This is a genomic window from Roseibium sp. HPY-6, from assembly GCF_040530035.1.
Classification (GTDB): domain Bacteria; phylum Pseudomonadota; class Alphaproteobacteria; order Rhizobiales; family Stappiaceae; genus Roseibium.
Map to the genome: position 1 here is coordinate 820,533 of NZ_JBEWCD010000003.1, position 17,908 is coordinate 838,440.

Consider the following 17,908-nt stretch of genomic DNA (forward strand, 5'->3'; position numbering starts at 1 on the left):
GAAAACAGTGACACGGGAGTGTTGATGCCTCATGGACATCGGGAACGATACGGGTCGCGCGGCAGACAGTGTGGTTGCAATGCTGGAAGCGAAAATTGTTTCCGGTGAACTGGAAAACCAGGCGCCTCTGCCGGCCGAGCGGGAGCTGATGGAACAGTTTGGCGCAAGCCGCACCGTTATCCGTGAGGCGATCTCCAAGCTGTCCAGCAGAGGGCTCATAGAAACACGCCCGCGGTTCCGGCCGATCGTCCGCAAACCGGATTATGCCACTGTGCTGCACGCGTGCGGCAATGTCGTTCAGCATCTTCTGACCGAGCGCTCCGGCATTAAGAACCTTTACGACAGCCGCGTCTTCCTTGAGCGTGCACTGGTGCGCGAAGCTGCAGTGGCAGCGCGCAAGGAAGATATCGTCAATCTGAAAACGGCCCTGGAAGACAACCGGCAGGCCATTCCGGACTCCCAGGAGTTCTATCGGACGGATGTCGCGTTCCACGGTGTGCTGTATCGCATTCCGAGAAACCCGATCTTCCCGACGATGCACGAAGGCTATACGTCCTGGTTGGCGCCCCAATGGGACCGCATGCTGCGCTCACCGGAACGCAACGAGGTGAACTACCTTGCGCACAAGGCGATCCTGGATGCCATTTTGGAGCGCGATCCGGTTGCCGCCGAAGAAGCTCTGACCAACCACTTGAAAGCAGCGTGGGAATTTGTCCGCGTCACCTTCGACTGGGGCGACGAATGACTGCGGATTACGACTTCATCGTCGTCGGCGGAGGCTCGGGCGGCGCGGTTGCCGCGTCCCGGCTTGTCACGCAGGGCAATGCGCGCGTCCTACTGTTGGAAGCAGGTTTTTCGCACAAACATCCGTTGCTTGATATGCCGCCCGGCATCTTCAAGATGATCAATGGTTCCAAATACATGCGGTACCACAAGACAACGCCGCAGCCGCATCTGGAAGGCCGAGTGCACGATATTCCGCAAGGCAATGTTTTGGGCGGCGGTTCTTCGGTGAACGCACAGGTCTATATGCGCGGACGTCCTGCAGACTACGATGCCTGGAACGACGTCTTGAGCGGGAACAACGACAATCCCGGCTGGGGCTGGTCGGACGTCTTGCCGCATTTCAGGGGAATGGAGGCCAACAACCGGTTGGCGGGTGATCTCCACGGCACCGACGGCGAAGTGAAGGTTTCCGATCCCGGCTATGTCGATACGGTGTCGCGCTGGTTCGTTCAGTCGGTTCAGGCGGTCGGCGAACCTTATAATACGGACTTCAATGGACCGTCGCAGCGCGGTGTCGGCTTTTACCAGTTCACGAACAGGAACGGCCGCAGAAGCTCAACTGCCTACGCGTTTCTGGAACCGCTTCGCGGCGATCCAAGGCTTACCGTGAAACTGCAGGCGTCAGTGGAAAAGGTCCTGATTGAAAACGGCCGCGCTGTCGGCGTCCGTTACAGCGATGCCTCCGGCACGCACACCGTGCACACGTCTGGCGAAGTCATTCTGGCCGCAGGCGCCCTGGTCACGCCAAAAATTCTCATGCTGTCCGGTGTCGGTCCGGCAGATCATCTGAGCGAATTCGGGATACCGGTTGAAAGCGAACTTCCTGGGGTTGGGCAAAACCTGATCGACCATCCCGAAGTGCCGATCACTGCCTATGCCAATGGTCCGCACGGTTACTACCGGCAGGGCGAGGGCTGGCGGATGCTGCTGAATGGCCTCCAGTTCAAGATTTTCGGCAGCGGCCGCATCACCTCGGCTGGTGTCGAGGCTGGCGCGTTCGTCAATCCGCGCAATCGTGAGGAAGATCCGACGATCCAGGCATTCTGCGTGCCGATAGTTTACCTGGACCGGGATGCCCAGTCCGAATTGAAAGACGGGTACGGCGTAACTGTAACGACCGTGGTTGTGAAGCCGAAATCCCGCGGAGAGGTCCGGCTCGCGTCCGCCGAGCCTGCAGACATGCCGATCGTGTGTCCGAATCTCTTGAAGGAGGAAGAGGACATGCAGGAAATGATGGCCGGGCAGCGCTTCTTTCTGGATGCGCTTCAGTCCGATCCCATTGCGTCGAAACTCGAGAAGATCGCAATTCCGGACCCTCGAAAGTGTTCCGACGAAGACTTGCGAAGCCATTGCAAACGGTTCGTCAAAACGAATTATCACCCGGCTGGCACAGCGCGCATGGGTGCCGACGGTGATGCCATGGCGGTTCTTGACGGAAGATTGCGTGTGCGCGGCGTGGACAATCTGCGCGTCTGCGACATGTCCGCAGTTCCCGACATCAACGCTGGCAATACGAACGCACCTGCCATGATGCTCGGATCGCGATGCGCGGAGTTCATTCTTCAGTAGAAAATGGCCTGTCCGTGTGAGCGGCATGTCTGTTCAAATCTGGTGTTCGCAACCTCTGGCGAAACGGCTCACTAAACAAAACTCATGCGTGACTGGGACTCATGTGTTGCACTTAACCCGCTCATAGGTGCAGACATCCAGGGTGCAGGGTGCAGGGTGCCGGGCTCTTGAGGACTCATTTCATGAAAATAACCAGCGTCAAAAGCCATGTGTTGCAATACGACCTTCCCGGAGAGCTGGGTTATTCGCAGCAGTATTACGAAAAACGTACGGCTCACCTTGTTGAAGTGAATACTGATGAGGGGATCACCGGTTGGGGGGAGTGCTTCGGTCCGGGTAACATTGCGATTGCCAACAAGGCTATCGTCGAAAAAGTGATTCAGCCGATGATCCTTGGAAGTGACCCGATGGATCGCGACGTTCTCTGGCATCGGGTCTACAATCTGATGCGGGATCACGGCCAGAAGGGCATGCCTCTTCAGGCGCTGTCCGGCGTCGACATTGCGCTGTGGGATATTGCCGGCAAGGTCGCCGGTCTTCCACTGCACAAGCTGATCGGCGGTGCACACCGTACGCGCATACCTGTCTATGGCTACGGTATGATGCTGAAGCGCGAGAGCGTCGAGGATCATGTCGCGCGGTTCAAAGCCGAAGCCGATCAGATCATGGAAATGGGCTTTGTAGGCACCAAACTGAAAACCGGTCTCGGACCAAGGGACGATGTCCGGCTAAGCCGGGCCGTCGCCGAAACGGTCGAGGGCCGGGGCAAGTTCATGGTCGACGCCAATCACTGCTACACAACGTCGGATGCCTTCTACGTTGGCCGTGCGCTGGACGAGCTCGGCGCCTATTGGTTCGAGGAACCCGTTGCGCCGGAAGACCTCGACGGATACCGCGAGCTGCGGGCCGGTCTCAAGGTCAACATTTCCGGTGGCGAGGCGGAGTTCAATCGCTGGGGCTGGCGGCAAATTCTGGAAAACAGAGGCTTGGACATCGCCCAGCCGGAAGTCTGTGCTCTCGGTGGGGTCAGCGAATATCTGCGCGTTCTTGCGCTCTGCCACGCCCACTTCACGCCCGTGATCAATCACGTCTGGGGATCCGCCATCGCAGTTGCCACCAATATCCAGCTTTTGGCGGCGATGCCGGCGATACCGGGCGGGCTTCATCCGTGGGAACCGATGCTGGAGTTCGATACGACGGACAACAAGTTCCGGGATGATCTGTTGCAGGAGCCGCTCGATATTCAGGGCCAGGTCAAGTCATCCGGCGGCTATGTCACCATCCCGGCCGGTTCCGGGCACGGTGTGGTGCCTGACGCGGACTTTATCAGGCACTATGAACTTGATCTTTAATCCAGCGACGTTCCTCTGCGAAGTTGATTGAAATCAAGCGCTTTAGCCAACGAATGTCCTACCCTGCCTCATCGCTTGTTTCGGGCGTGATGGCTTCCCGGGGTTGGATAAGATGGAAACGGATTCCAGTTTAGATTGCTGCAGCAACACTGCTGAAAGCGGACTGTCGACCATAGAAGAAACAGTCGCACGGGCGCTGGACCTGTGTTCCGCAATTGATGAAACGGAAAATGTGCAGCTTCCTGAGGCGACCGGGCGTGTGAGCGCCGGCGACACGATTTCCCTTTTTTCTCTGCCGATCCACGAACACTCCGCCGTTGATGGCTATGCTCTTGGCGGTAGCGGTCAAAAATCCTTCCGCATCGTCGGACGCAGGATCGCCGGTGACTGTTCAAAGGAAGCCATTGCAGATGGCGAAGCCATGCGGATCATGACAGGCGCGCCAACACCCATGGGCACACGTTCTGTCGTTATGCAGGAGCACGCGGACGTTGCCGGCGGAAGCGTGACACCCAGCTTCGATGTGCCCGATGGTGACAATATTCGGCGTGTTGGTGAGGATGTTCGGGCCTCCGACACGCTGGTGCGGGCAGGAACCCGGCTTGATGCCCGGCACACTGCTCTGATGGCGGCAAGCGGCTATCCGAGCATTTGCGTCGTCAGGAAAATAAAGGTCGCCATCTTTTCGACCGGCAATGAACTGCGGGACACCGGCGTCGGTATGGGGCCGGGTCATATCTTCGACACCAACCGTCCGATGCTGCGCGCGCTTTTGTCGTCCGGCAATGTAACCGTTACGGACCTTGGTATCGTCCCCGACAACCGCGAGGCGATTGTCCGCACGCTGAAAGATGCCGCGCAGGCCCATGACCTCGTCATAACATCAGGCGGCGTTTCGGTAGGCGAGGAAGATCATCTGAAGCCCGCCGTGATCGAGGCCGGAGGAACCATTGAAAGCTGGCGCATGGCAATCAAGCCCGGCAAGCCGGTCGCGCTGGGCAGGATAGGGTCCGCCGTCTATCTGGGTTTGCCCGGCAACCCGCTGGCGTGTTTCGTCGATTTCCTGCTTGTCGGCAGGCCAATCCTTGATGGATTGGCAGGGGCCTCGCGCCCCGCGCCCCGCGTTATATCCGCCAAGGCTGCGTTCCATTGGCAACGCCGTGCCGGACGGCATGAATTCTTCCCATGCAACATTGTCGGCATGAGTGAGGAAGGTCTCCCACTTTTGGAGAAAACGGGCCGCGCAGGATCGGCGAGACTGATGCCTCTCATCGAGGCGGACGGTCTGGGGGCAATCGGTGCTGACAAAGACCTTGTCGAACCCGGCGGTCGGCTGGAATTTTACCCGTTCCGCACCGATATGGGTTTGTGAGGTATTCGGCCGGAGAACCTGATTGAAGCAAGGCTTGCTCCGGTCGCAGTTCAGACGTCGCCCTAGGGTGCGCACCCATAAATGAGACTGAAATGGCATGTGAAATGGCGAAATCCCGTTAAGAGGGGTGCGCGGAGCGGGCTTCCTGCCCGGTCGAGCACGCTGACGCCACGGGGTGAAGCCATTTCCATGTCCTTCGGATTTGACCGGCTTGCTCCTCCTCCGCGTTGCGAAAGGCTTTAAAATGAAGCACATTTCCTGCGCTTTCGCGCCTTGATGAGAAGCAAGCCGCCTCAAACCATTTCGGCCTCATTTATGGGTCCGTACCCTAGCGTCCGGGGCGGTGCGATTTCAGGATTTTGGGATCCGTATCCAGATACCCGGCGCCAATCAGTTCAAGGCAGTATGGCACGGCTGCGAAAACCGCATTCAGACACACCTCGATACTCGAGGGGGAACCAGGCAGGTTCAAAATGAAGGTCTTGCCACGCACACCGGCTTCCTGACGGGACAGAATGGCCGTTGGAACGTAGTCAAGGCTCGTGCGCCGCATCAACTCGCCAAAGCCTGGAAGCGGTTTTTCGACAACGTCCTGCATGGCTTCAGGGGTCAGATCGCGCGGTGCGGGGCCGGTGCCTCCGGTCGTGAGGATCATGCCGACCTCATCATTGTCGCACAGCCCGATCAGGGCATCGCGCACAATGTCCCGTCCGTCGGCCACGATCCGCCGCTCAATCTCCATGGGTGTATTGACCGCGCGCCGAAGCCAGCTCTCAATTGCCGGACCGCTGAGGTCTTCATAGTCCCCTCGGCTCGCGCGGTCCGAAATGGTTAGAATGGTGATACGCATGTCTAGCCCCCAAGTGTCGACATGGCGCGGGTAAGGCCGCGAACTTGGCGGTCTTCAATCAGGAAATCGTGCCCGGAGGGTTTTTCGAACACCTTTTGGCGGAGGAGCTGGGCGACGATTTCGTTCCCATCCGACTGCCGGAGCGCGTCGCGCAGCGACAGCCCGCCTTCCTGTCCCATGCAGGTGTAGAGTTCACCTGTGCAGCTCAGCCTGATCCTGTTGCAGTCGGAACAAAAATCGCAGGACATTGGGGTGATGAAGCCGAGGCGACCGCCGGTCTCCGAGATCCGGACATATTTCGCAGGGCCGCCTGTTGTCACGGCAAGAGGCTCAAGTGACCATTCTTGTTCAAGTCTGTGACGCAGGTCGGCGAGTGAAAGGAAGCTGGAATGTCTGCAGGAAGCGGCACCGCCAAGCGGCATTTCTTCGATAAGCGTCAGGTCCATTCCCCGGCCGTGAGCGAATCTGATCAGGTCGTTCAGCTCTTTTTCGAACGCGCCTTTTTGCGCAACGGCGTTGAGTTTGACATGCAGCCCGGCATCCTGTGCTGCGTCGAGCCCCGCAAACACGCGGTTAATCGAGCCCCATCGGGTGATGGCCCGATAACGGTCACCGTCCAGAGTGTCGAGCGAGACATTCACACGTTTGACGCCAAAACGGGCAAGATCACGGGCGTAGCGCGACAGGAGCGAGCCATTCGTCGTGAGGGTTACTTCGTCCAGGTCGCCATTTGCAAGGTGCCGGGACAGGTTCTCAAAGAGGCTCATAACGTTTTTTCGAACCAGCGGTTCACCACCGGTCAGGCGGATCTTGCGCACGCCATGCTCCATGAAGATCGTCGTCAGCCGGTAAAGCTCCTCCAACGACAACAGATCCTTGCGCGGCAGAAAAGTCATGTTCTCCGCCATGCAGTATGTACAGCGCAGGTCGCATCGGTCCGTCACTGAGAGGCGCAGATAAGTTGCGGTCCTGCCGAACTGGTCCCTGAGAAGCCTGTTCTGCCGCTCAGGGTCCCGCTTGCGGCAGTCATCATTTGTCTTGTGTTTCGGATCGACCGTCATCTGGGCATCGTTTCGTCGAGTTTGGTCAAAAGAAGATCGAGTTTTTCGCCCCCTCTGCCAGACATCTTTTTCGTCCAGCTGTCAGGCGGGTTTTTCCAGGTCCCCCGCTCACCGACGGCGATCAGCATCACCATGCCGTAGCGGCCGTGAACCTTGCAGGAGAGCACATAGAGCCCTGGGACATCCATCGTTCGTGTTTCCGAGGCCGTGTTTGCGATGGATATGGCTTCAACACCTTCCGGGATTAGTCCCTTCACGCTGTGCACAGTGTGTTGGCCGCGCGAGTTGTTGAACGTAACGCGTCCACCGAGCGGGAGCGCGACGAAATCCGGTTCGAACCTGAACATGTCGAGAACGGTTTCCGCTGCCGGATCGGTGATTTGGTCGATGTCCTGGCTCTTAATTTCGGTTTGCGCGAATGCTGTTCCGAAAAGCAGGAATGATACCAAGACAGATGTTGCCATTCTGACCGGGAACATACTCATTGGGTCGTGCCTCGCAGCACATCCAATGCCATCAGGGGATCTGGGACCTGCCGAAGCTGCGGAAGCAACCAGGCGAGCATTTGTTCCGGATCGGCGGCCAATTCTTCTGCCAAATCGACGCTGAATTCCTGCCAGGCAGGTATGTAGCGGTCCTTGACCGCCGTCAGCACGGGTATTCCAAGGTCGACCGCGCGCTCGATCGCCGGGCGGAAGCCCCTGCCTTCGGCTTCGCCCCGCCCGAAACGGTTCAGAATAAGCAGGTCAGGCCGCTTATCGAGTTGTCGCGTGATGCATTCTGCAGCATTCGCAAGGGCACCGGGATCAAGTCTGCATCCGGTCGACCCCGACCCGAGCGGTTGGGTTATCCGTGTTTTCGTGCCGCTGGCCAGATCCTCCAGATGTGAGACCGGACAACAACCGGGACCGTCCGGCTCCTGTCGTTGCAGGAAGCCTGCAGGCCTCAGGCCAAGCGTTCGCAGCTTGTCGACAAATGTATCGAATGCCGGGTCCACATCCATGCCCTGGCTGTATCTGATTGCGGCGAGAGGTTTTTCCTGGGTCATTTGCTGTCCTCTTCAGTTTCCGCGTTTGCGCGGCCGGCCTCCGTTGGCGATCAGGCGTAGACGGCGGACATCTTCAATCATGATGAGATCCGCCTCAGGAAGACTGATGACCCCCTCATGGGTCAGCGTGGTGAAACAGCGGCTTACCGTCTCCGGTTGGAGGCCGAGATAGTCAGCGATATCGCGACGTCCGAACGGTATGGAAATCGCGTTGAACTGATCATCCTTGCGCGGTAGCATCCGGTTTTTGAGCTCGAAGATAAATGCCGCAATGCGTTCGACCGGCGTCTTCTTGGCCAGGTCGTTGCTGTGGTCGAGAAGCCGAAACAGAAAGTTGTTTGTCTGATCGATGAAGTGCTCTCTTGCCGAGTTTGAACGGTCCAGCACCTTTTCGAAAACCAGATGTTCCATCACCTGGACAGCGCTTGGCGCAAGTGCCGTGATCGTTCCGTCGAACTGGCGTTTCAAAGAGGCGAGATTGATGTAGTCACCTGGTAAAAAGAGCCCCGTTATGGTGCGTCTGCCGTCGCTGAGATGGGCAACGATGCCAACGGCTCCGGTCAACACGCCGATCACCGGAGAATTGGGAAGCGTATCGGGTTCGATTTCCTGTCCGGTCGCAAGCGCGAACCGGTGCGCACCTTTTGGAAGATCCATTCCGAAAGTAGAGCGGAGCGTCGCGCAGATACAGTTTTGCGAATGAAAACCACAGCTGTGTTCCAGGCTGCATAGATTGCCGGCGACTTGATCATCACCGCAAGCATCAACTGGCAGTCCGTTCATGGTTCGCATGTGTGTCCCCCGAAGTTGCGGAAACTATAGGGTCAGTCCTGACATCTCCAATTGAGTAAAATCAAATAGTGCAAACGTTTGATAATTTTGAATTTTCGAATTTATGAATATAGCAAATGTCGCTCGTTGCTACGTAGGATTACTCAAAAATACAGCGGACTGATTGCAATCAATGATGTTGGTTTTAACAAGTGAATACTCGCCGTGATGGGGGAGTTTCGCGATCACCCGATAAAGGGCTGACCGCTTCCTAATACTCCCCTCCACCACGGAGGGTCCTATGCGCCTTACTGCAAGTCTTGCAGCTCTGCTATTAGCCACCACGGCAGCCTGGTCCGCCGACCAGGGTCCTGTGACGCCGATGGAGGTCAATCCCGAGCTGGCCGAACTCGGCAAGCGTCTCTTCTACGATGCGCGCCTGTCCGGTGACACCAATCTATCTTGTTCATCCTGCCATCAGCCGGATCTCGCCTTTACCGACGGGCAAGCCCTGTCGACCGCCTACAGCGGTTCCGAGGGTTTCCGGAACACGCCGACCCTTTCCAATGTCGGCCAGCGCGCCGCATGGCTGCATGATGGTCGTCTCGGAACCAACCTGAACGACGTCTCCCGTGAAATGATTACGGAAGACTACATCATGAACATGGACATGCGGATGATGCAGGAGCGTCTGAAGCAGGATCCGGTCTATGTCGAGATGTTCAAGGCCGCTGGAAAAGGGGAGCCGTCCAACGGCGGCGCACGTTCGGCATTGCAGGAATTCCTGAAATCGATCGCCTCCGCGGGAGCACCGTTCGACACCGGCGAAATGAGCGAAGCCGCAAAACGCGGTTACGTGAACTTCAAGGGTAAGGCTGGCTGCACCGCCTGTCACTCCGGTGACCGGTTCACCGACGACCTGCCGCACAACATTGGCGTGCCCAACAATCCGGACATATGGACCGATCCGTTGCGGCATCAGACTTATGTCGCCTACGCGAAGTTCATGGGTGTCGAAAACTACATGAACCAGCGCGAAGACCTTGGCGCTTATGTTCGCGATCACAAGGAAGGTTCCAAGCGCACGTTCATGACACCGACCTTGCGCGAGCTGACATACACCGCGCCCTACATGCACAACGGCATGCTGGCGACGCTGGAAGACGTTATCGAGTTCTACAATCAGGGCGGCGGCGACGATCCCAACAAGGATCCGCGCCTGAAACCTCTGGAGCTGACCCGGGGCGAGAAAGCTGACCTTGTCGAGTTCCTGAAATCGCTTTCCGGCGACAGCTACAACCAACCCGCCTACGTCTGGGAACAGGATGACTACGGTTACGAAGTCGTTCCCGACTGGAAAAATGCGACCAACTGAGGAGACAGGATCATGTCAAAAGCCATGAAGAAAACCGTCTCCGCATGGGCACTTGCAGGCGCTTCCGTGCTTGCCATTGCCACCGGAGCCATTGCTGCCGACCGGCCTTCAGAACTTGCGCCGCTCGGCGACCCGCCGATCCCGGCCGACAACCCGCAAACGCCGGAAAAGATCGAGCTCGGCAAGATGCTGTTCTTTGATCCGCGCCTGTCGGGCAACGGCGCCATGCCATGTTCGGCCTGCCACCTGCCCGATGCCGGCTGGGATTTCCCGGACAAGATTTCGCTCGGATATCCGGGAACGGTCCACTGGCGGAACTCCCAGACGGTCATCAACTCGGCCTACTACGGCAACCTGTTCTGGGCGGGATCATCGAAGTCGTTGGAAGCGCAGGCCAAGTCCGCCGCAACGGGTGCAGTCGCCGGGAACGGCGAAGCAGACATGATGGAATCCCGTCTCGCGTTCATTCCCGAATATCGCGAGCGGTTCAAGGATGTCTTCGGAACCGAATACCCGCGCCTGAGCCATGCATGGATGGCAATTGCTGCCTTTGAACGCACGCTCGTTCAAACCGATACGCCTTTCGACAACTATATGCGCGGTGACGATGCGGCTCTGGACGATGCGCAAAAACGCGGTCTGGATCTCTTCACCGGCAAGGCAGGGTGCTCGCAGTGCCACAGCGGCGCGCTGCTGAGCAACCAGAAGTACTACAATCTTGGCGTCCCGGCCTACGATGGCTGGGAAGACGACGAGCTCGCTCAGATCACATTCCGCTACGAGCTTTACGCAAAAGGCTCCACGGAAGAGATGTACCGGACCTACAAGGACGATCCGGGTGCTTACTTCCGTGCCAAGGACAAGAACCACCTCGGCAAGTTCCGCGTGCCGTCGCTGCGCTACACAATGTACACAGCGCCTTACATGCACAACGGCATGATCGAGACCCTTGAAGACGTGGTCGAGTTCTACAACCAGGGTGGCGGCGAGAACCAGTTCGCCGAGACCAAGAGCGAACTCATCAAGCCACTGGGGCTGGATGATGCCGAAAAGGCCGATCTCGTGGCCTTCCTGGAAAGCCTCTCCGGCGAACGCATCGTGATGGAGGAGCCAGAACTCCCCGACTATGACGTTCTTCCGGCGGCTTCGAACTAAGGAGACGGATTATGACGAAACATCAAAACCCGATCGATCCGGCCCTGATCGAAGCCATCAACGGCCCCAAGGACGTCGCCAAGACGGGTAAGCGCTGCCTGATGAACCGGCGCCAGTTCCTGCTGACTTCGGGCATCACGACCTTTACGGTCATGGTTGCTCTGAAGGCCGGCCCCGCATCAGCCCAGGTTCCTGCAGTCGTTTCGACCTATGAACGCAAGCTGATCGGCAAGCTTTCCGAGCTCAAGGAGGACGAACCTCTCGACTTCACCTATCCCGACGAGGGTGCCTACTCGGAATCGATGCTGGTCAAGCTCGGCCGCGAGGCCGGGGGCGGCATCGGCCCGGATAAGGACGTAGTTGCGTTCAACTACACCTGCACCCACCAGGGCGGCCCGCTTCAGGGCACCTACAAATCCGAGGACAAGGTGCTTGGGCCATGCCCGCTGCACCTGACCACGTTCGATCTGACACGTCACGGCATCTTCATCTCCGGACAAGCTTACCAGAGCCTTCCTCAAGTGCTTTTGGAAGTCGACGGAGATGACATCTACGCCGTTGGCATGTTCGGCCTGATCTATGGCCGCTACGACAATCTCAAGGGCTGAGGAGAGCGATCATGTCCACACCCTATTATATCCCTGAGACGAATATCCCACTGCCGCCGGTCGACGCGGATGTGATCTCGACCGCGTGCGACTACTGCATTGTCGCTTGCGGCTACAAGATCTACCGCTGGCCCGTCAAGGGCGGCAAAGTCGGTGGCGAGAAGGCGGACGAAAACGCGTTCGGTGTCGACTTCCCGGTCGATCCGCTCGGCCCTTGGGTTGCGCCGAACCAATACAATGTGGTTCTGCATGACGGCGAGCCGCATCACGTTATCATCATCCCCGACAAGGACACCGAACACGTCAATCTGCTCGGCAACTCCTCCATTCGCGGCGGCGCTCTGGCGCAGAAGGTCTATAATCCTCAGACCCCGACGCGTGACCGTCTGAAATCTCCGATGATCCGCATGTTCGGCGTCCTGATGCCGGTTACATGGGACTTCGCGATGGAAATCGCGGCGGAGGTCGGCAAGCACGTGATCAAGGTGCATGGCGAAAATGCCTACTGCGTCAAGACATTCTCGTACGGCTACATGGAAAACACCTACGCCATCACGAAATATGCCTTGAACAGCGTCAACACGGCCAACTTCACCTTCCATGACACGCCGTCCGACGTGACATCAACGCCCGGTTTCCGGGATGCGGGCTTCGACAATTTCGGCCCGTCTTATGAAGACTGGCGCGACGCCGAAACGCTGCTCGTTTGCGGCACTGATCCTTATGAAACCAAGACCATCCTGTTCACGGATTGGATGATGCCTGGCATTCAGAACGGTCAGAAAGCGATCTTCATGGTGCCGCGCAAGACCGGCGGCATTGCCTATGCGGAAAAGAACGGCGGCATGTGGCTGGACATCCAGCCCGGTACCGATCTTCTGGTCGTCAATGCGATTGCCCGGGTCATTGTTGAAAACGGCTGGGAAGACAGCGACTGGATCCAGAAATGGGTCAACAACAAGTGGGAAAGCTCTTCAGGCTTCGGTCAGGGTACGCGTAACACGCCCTGGCAGTGGCGGACCACCTGGGGCAAGTTCCAGACGGCCGGCTTCGAGGACTGGAAGGAATGGCTCCTGTCTCAGGACGAGTTTGCTCCCGAAACGGCTGCCGAGATCGCTCAGATCGACGTCCAGAAGATCTACACTGCCGCTGAATGGATGGCCAAGCCGAAAGAAGACGGCTCGCGTCCGAAAACATCGGTCATGATCGAGAAGGGCTTCTACTGGTCGAACAACACGGGCAATACCCAGGCGATATCCGCACTCGGCATCATCGTCGGTGCCGGTGGACGTCCGGGTCAGGTTATCGGCCGCGCCGGTGGTCACCAGAGGGGTGGTCTGCGTGGTGGCAAATATCCGCGCAACAAATCGCCTGAGAAGCTGCCGGGCCGCCGTCGCCGTGCGATGGACACCGACCGCTATCTGATGTCCGGTCACACCCGCTTCGCTCACGTGATCGGCAACACCTGGATCCAGTCCATGTGCGGATCGCAGTCGCTCGCGGCCAAGTTCAACGAGCTGACCGTGGAAAATCCGCATCAGATCAGCTCGTTCGACAAGCAGGAAATCATCGATACGCTGAAACGGCGCGTCGACAGCGGCGGTATGGTGGTTGTCAACCAGGACATCTACCTGGTCGATCCGATCGGTGCCCGTTATGCCGACATAGTCTTCCCGGCTGCAGGCTGGGGCGAGGATACCTTCACCCGCGCCAACGGAGAGCGCCGCCTCCGGCTCTATCCGAAGTTCTACGATGCACCGGGAGAAGCAAAACCGGACTGGTGGATCATTGCCAAGCTGGCAACAGCCATGGGCTACAAGGGCTTCGATTGGAAAAACTCCAACGAGGTGCTTGAGGAAGGGGCTCGCTTCTCAAGAGGAAGCCGCAAGGACTTCTTCAACGTCAAGGTCGTCGCACAGCGCGAAGGCAAGACGTTGCACGAGAAGTTCGCCGAATTCGGTACCAACGGCATCCAGGGTCCGGTCCTTCTGCAGGACGACGGAACGCTGGTCGGCACCAAGCGTCTGCATGACACGCAACGTGAATTGCCCGCAGACGGGCCGTCCGGCGCCAACCGCCTCGGCAAGAAGTTGACGCACTTCAACTCGCAGACCGGCAAATGCAACATCCAGAAGTCTCCATGGAGCCTGTTCTCCGACTACTGGGCATGGTTGAAGCCGAAAGACGACGAGTTGTGGGTCACCTCAGGCCGCATCAACGAACGCTGGCAGTCCGGTTATGATGACCGCCGCCGTCCTTACATCGTTCAGCGCTGGCCGGAGAACTGGGTTGAGATCCATCCTGACGACGCTGCCGCCAGAGGCATAGAGAACGGTGACTACGTCATGCTCTATTCCGACCGGATCCCGGTTCAAAAGGATACGATCATCGGCGTGGAAGGCGACGACTTCCAGTTCACCAAGCTGATGGAGCACGGGCATATCGAGCTGACAGAAGCCGCGATAACGGCAGTTGCCATCGTGACACCCGCCGTGAAGAAGGGGCTCCTCTATATGGACTTCCTGCATACGGCGCAGCCCGCGAACGCTCTGTCCGGACGCGTGGTCGACTGGATCAGCGGTAACTACAACTACAAAATGGGTGTTGGCCGGATCCGCAAGATCGGCACGTCCCCCTATAAGACCAGTTACCGTTCCATGTCCTTTGCCCGCCGCGATATTGCGTAAGGGCGAACGGAAAGACTGATCAAGATCAAGGCGGGGACCAATGTTCCCGCCTTAAATTTTGCGGCAAGAAAACGGAACAGGTTCTTCAGACATGACCCTAGACTATTCAGCAGTTCCAGACGCTATCGACACGATCACGCTGGACCAGGACATCCAGGACAACTTGCTGAAAATTGCAGGATCGGGAAGTCCCGCCGAGCAATGCCTGGCCATCAAAGCGATTGGCGCTTGGTCATTTGCATCAGCGCGCGAAGCGCTCCGGGAGGCATTGCGCAATGACGATCCCGATGTTCGCGTCGATGCCTTGCAGGCCTTGGTAAAGCTGGAAGAAAAGAACCTCGGCAAGGACTTCCTGTGGAGCCTTGAGAACGACCCTGTTAGCGAGGCGAAAGTCGAGGCGTTGCAAGGACTTTGCCTGGAAGACCGTGATCTTGCAGAGCCATTGTTGCGCAAGCTGGTTCTGGACAGGTGTGAAGATACTGTCGCCTGGGAAGACGATGTCGCCGACTGGGACGATTGGCTGGATGTCCAGAAGGAAGTCATCAGAACCATAGGCAGGCTTGGTATCGAAGAGGCGGTCGAGGAGCTTCTGTCAGCGGCAAATGATGAATTCGGTCAGGACGTCTGGCGTGAGGTTCTGGAGGCGTTCGCCGGGCTCGGTCGTCCGGGTTTGCTGGCCCTCATAGATGCGGGTCAAAGCCCGGATGTAAGGCAGCGGGAACGCGCCGCCCGGGCCCTGGGAGGGTCCGAAGACGCCATGGCCGTGAAGGCACTGGAAGCCCTGGCGCGGGACGCACAGGAGGACGTCAGGCTCGCAGCCCTTGAGACACTGTTGGAACGTGGAGCGGACCCGAACGATCAGCAGATGATTGATGACGCGTCCGCGAAGATAAGGGCTTTCGCAGCGGCAAAGTCTCCGACGATCGGGACCGATGACCTGATCGGTCTCGCTCTTGCCGACGAGGACAAGTCGGTTCGACTTGCGGCCGTCACACGTCTTGACGGGGAACGGTTGAACGCCAGCCGGACAGCGAAGCTGGTTTCCCACCTGCGGTCGGCAGTGAGAAGCGAGACGGTTGAAATCGTCTGTGCGCTCGTGACCGTGTTGGGTCGAAGCGAACATGAAGACGCACTTGACCTGCTTCTCGACATTCAAAAACACAACTCCAAACCCGAAATCCAGCGTGCGGTTTTATCGACACTCGCGAATTTTGCACGGCCGGAAGTGCTGGAACCGCTCACGGACGGGATAACCTCCAAGAGCCAGTCAGTTCGATTGTCGGCGCTTGCGTCGCTTGCTGATCTTTCCGAAGGCGACGGATCAGTCGCCGACAATGCGGCCGCCATGCTGCTCCTGGCCGCACGCGGAGACCTGGCGCCTGAAGACAGCGAACAGAACAAAGACCAGGACAATGAAAACGAAGAGGAAAAGCAGTTCGGCGCGCGCGCCCGCGACGATGACGGCGGAAGCAAAAACCGCATTGTGCTGGACCGCGAAGGTAACATCGTCCCGCAGGAAGAAACCGAAGAGCCGGTCAGGCTGAGTGACTACCGGAAGCCTGAAGCCACCGATGAGCTTGAAGGAACGCCCGAAGAAACCGACGATCTGCCGGAACCGGTAGAGAACGGTATCGAGCAGGAAGAGACTGCCGAGATTGTCGCCTTTCCGCAAAGCACACTCGCCGCCATCCTTCAGGGTGATGAGGAACAGGCCCAGTTTCAGGAAGAAAAGATCGACCTGTCGGATGAAGACCTCAAGTTTCTCGAGCTGGCGCAGTCGACACTTAAAAAGAAGCGCGTGCGGCCTGACGTTGCTCCGAACACCGCCATCGATATCCGCAGGATTGCGGTCAGGCTCATTGGTGAGCTGACGCACACGGCGTTTACCTCCGTCCTGCTTGAGGCTCTCGAAGCCCGCGATGATGAATTGCGGACCGCGGCGCTGACGTCCCTGTCGCATCGGCACAGCAAAGGCGTTTTGCTGGAGCTATCAGAGTGGGCCCGGATGTCCGAGATGCCGCCAGAAAACCACCCTCCTGCCCGGGCGGCGTATCTTGATCTTCTGTCATGCGCGCCGGCGGATCACGCGCATCCTGTCCTTGAAAACGCGCTTGAGGACGAAGACAACACGGTTCGCGTTGCTGCACTTTGTTCATTTGAAAAAAGGAACGTCGTCCCCGAGCGGATCCCGGCTTTCCTTCGATCGGTAAACCGGGAAACACGGCGCGCGGCGCTCGGGTTCGTTTGCCGCAAGGGTGATCCGGGCATGATCGACGGTCTTGTTGATGCCACGTTTGACGAAAGCGGGGCACTCTGGGCTGAGTTGGCGCTGCTGTTGGGCCGGACAGGGCCAAGCTTTTTCACGGAACGGGTTCTTGAAAAGCTCGATCAGGCTTGTTCAGAGGGCGGTGTGAACCGTCAGATCGCTTTGCAGGTCCTTGCCGCGCTCGGTCGTTCGCAAACGAAAAACTAAGCCCAGACCTGATCCGGATCAGGTAGCGGGATTGCATCAAGAAGCGTCCGCGTATAGTCCGCCTGAGGATCGTCGAAAAGCTCCGCAGTCGGCGCGTTTTCGACAATCTCGCCCTGGTGAAGCACCAGAATGCGCGAGCACAGGCGCCGGATCACCGACAGATCGTGGCTGACAAAGGCAAGCGTGAGCCCAAGCTCGCGCACCAACTGTTCCAGAAGATTGAGAACCTGGGCTTGCGAGGAAACATCAAGCCCTGAAACGATCTCGTCGGCCAGGATGAAATCCGGTTTTAGAGCGATGGCGCGCGCAATGCCGACGCGCTGCCGCTGGCCGCCGGAAAGTTCGTGCGGGTAGCGTGTCTCGAAACTCTTCGGCAAGCCGACCATCTCGAGCGCTTCGCCGACCCTAGCCTTGATGGTGTCGAAACCCTGAAGGCGCAAAGGACCTGCAATGATGCCGCCGACCTGCCGGCGCGGATTGAGCGAGGACATCGGGTCCTGGAAGATCATCTGAAAACGTTTGCGCAAGGGCCGGAGGTCGTCTTCGCTCAGATGCGCAATTTCGGTTTCTTCAAAACGGATCGATCCGCTGTCCGGTTCAAGCAGGCGGATCATCGCGCGGCCAAGCGTCGATTTGCCCGAGCCCGAACCTCCGACTATGCCCAGAACATCACCCCTTGCGACATCGAATGTCAGCCCTTTCAGCACTTGCGTGCGAGGGGCCGCGCCGAACAGCGGTTTTTTGGAAAGGTCCGGAAAAGAGACCTTCAGATCCTGCACTTTGTAAATCTGATCACTCACG

At 58.2% G+C, this 17,908-nt stretch carries 15 protein-coding genes; 9 read left to right on the plus strand and 6 right to left on the minus strand.

Going from position 1 to position 17,908, the window contains the following annotated elements:
• The first annotated feature begins 31 nt into the window (after nt 1-31).
• The 4 genes from ABVF61_RS29840 to ABVF61_RS29855 all read left to right on the plus strand — a co-directional run bounded on the left by ABVF61_RS29840 (nt 32) and on the right by ABVF61_RS29855 (nt 5,079).
• The gene (locus ABVF61_RS29840) at nt 32-745 is read left to right on the plus strand and encodes an FCD domain-containing protein (RefSeq protein WP_353997243.1); all 714 of its coding nucleotides are present in this window, start codon (nt 32-34) and stop codon (nt 743-745) included.
• Nucleotides 742-2,355 carry a GMC family oxidoreductase gene (locus ABVF61_RS29845; protein WP_353997244.1) on the plus strand — a complete coding sequence of 538 codons (1,614 nt, stop codon included), beginning with the start codon at nt 742-744 and terminating at the stop codon, nt 2,353-2,355. Before ABVF61_RS29840 ends, ABVF61_RS29845 begins: the two co-directional genes overlap by 4 nt.
• 182 nt (nt 2,356-2,537) lie before the next feature.
• Complete coding sequence (locus ABVF61_RS29850) at nt 2,538-3,707, plus strand: mandelate racemase/muconate lactonizing enzyme family protein (protein ID WP_353997245.1); 1,170 nt, start codon at nt 2,538-2,540, stop codon at nt 3,705-3,707.
• Between the two features lie 112 nt (nt 3,708-3,819).
• Nucleotides 3,820-5,079: a molybdopterin molybdotransferase MoeA gene (locus ABVF61_RS29855; protein WP_353997246.1), complete on the plus strand. Its 1,260-nt coding sequence runs from the start codon at nt 3,820-3,822 to the stop codon at nt 5,077-5,079.
• A gap of 328 nt (nt 5,080-5,407) precedes the next feature.
• Here the strand turns inward: ABVF61_RS29855 and mog are convergent, their stop codons facing one another.
• The 5 genes from mog to ABVF61_RS29880 are packed head-to-tail and all read right to left on the minus strand — an operon-like array spanning nt 5,408 to nt 8,830.
• Nucleotides 5,408-5,929 carry a molybdopterin adenylyltransferase gene (gene mog / locus ABVF61_RS29860; RefSeq protein WP_353997247.1) on the minus strand — a complete coding sequence of 174 codons (522 nt, stop codon included), beginning with the start codon at nt 5,927-5,929 and terminating at the stop codon, nt 5,408-5,410.
• A gap of 2 nt (nt 5,930-5,931) precedes the next feature.
• Nucleotides 5,932-6,990, minus strand: coding sequence for a GTP 3',8-cyclase MoaA (gene moaA / locus ABVF61_RS29865; RefSeq protein WP_353997248.1), 1,059 nt, complete (start codon nt 6,988-6,990; stop codon nt 5,932-5,934).
• Nucleotides 6,987-7,475 (minus strand): plastocyanin/azurin family copper-binding protein, encoded by a 489-nt coding sequence (locus tag ABVF61_RS29870; protein WP_353997249.1) that lies wholly within the window; start codon nt 7,473-7,475, stop codon nt 6,987-6,989. The genes moaA and ABVF61_RS29870 overlap by 4 nt, the downstream gene beginning before the upstream one ends.
• Complete coding sequence (locus ABVF61_RS29875) at nt 7,472-8,038, minus strand: DUF2478 domain-containing protein (RefSeq protein WP_353997250.1); 567 nt, start codon at nt 8,036-8,038, stop codon at nt 7,472-7,474. The genes ABVF61_RS29870 and ABVF61_RS29875 overlap by 4 nt, the downstream gene beginning before the upstream one ends.
• A gap of 12 nt (nt 8,039-8,050) precedes the next feature.
• Nucleotides 8,051-8,830 (minus strand): Crp/Fnr family transcriptional regulator, encoded by a 780-nt coding sequence (locus tag ABVF61_RS29880; RefSeq protein WP_353997251.1) that lies wholly within the window; start codon nt 8,828-8,830, stop codon nt 8,051-8,053.
• Nucleotides 8,831-9,110: 280 nt separating this feature from the next.
• Between ABVF61_RS29880 and ABVF61_RS29885 the strand changes: the two genes are divergently transcribed.
• The 5 genes from ABVF61_RS29885 (at nt 9,111) to ABVF61_RS29905 (ending at nt 17,107) form a co-directional block, all read left to right on the plus strand.
• Nucleotides 9,111-10,184 (plus strand): cytochrome-c peroxidase, encoded by a 1,074-nt coding sequence (locus ABVF61_RS29885; RefSeq protein ID WP_353997252.1) that lies wholly within the window; start codon nt 9,111-9,113, stop codon nt 10,182-10,184.
• A gap of 12 nt (nt 10,185-10,196) precedes the next feature.
• Nucleotides 10,197-11,339 (plus strand): cytochrome-c peroxidase, encoded by a 1,143-nt coding sequence (locus tag ABVF61_RS29890; protein WP_353997253.1) that lies wholly within the window; start codon nt 10,197-10,199, stop codon nt 11,337-11,339.
• 11 nt (nt 11,340-11,350) lie between these two features.
• Nucleotides 11,351-11,947, plus strand: coding sequence for an arsenate reductase (azurin) small subunit (locus tag ABVF61_RS29895; protein ID WP_353997254.1), 597 nt, complete (start codon nt 11,351-11,353; stop codon nt 11,945-11,947).
• Between the two features lie 11 nt (nt 11,948-11,958).
• Nucleotides 11,959-14,634, plus strand: coding sequence for an arsenate reductase (azurin) large subunit (locus ABVF61_RS29900; protein ID WP_353997255.1), 2,676 nt, complete (start codon nt 11,959-11,961; stop codon nt 14,632-14,634).
• 91 nt (nt 14,635-14,725) lie between these two features.
• Nucleotides 14,726-17,107, plus strand: a complete 2,382-nt coding sequence (locus tag ABVF61_RS29905; protein ID WP_353997256.1) for a HEAT repeat domain-containing protein — start codon at nt 14,726-14,728, stop codon at nt 17,105-17,107.
• Here the strand turns inward: ABVF61_RS29905 and ABVF61_RS29910 are convergent.
• A complete protein-coding gene (locus ABVF61_RS29910; RefSeq protein WP_353997257.1) occupies nt 17,104-17,907 on the minus strand; it encodes an ATP-binding cassette domain-containing protein in 804 nt (267 codons plus the stop codon). The genes ABVF61_RS29905 and ABVF61_RS29910 overlap by 4 nt on opposite strands.
• Nucleotide 17,908 lies beyond the last annotated feature (1 nt).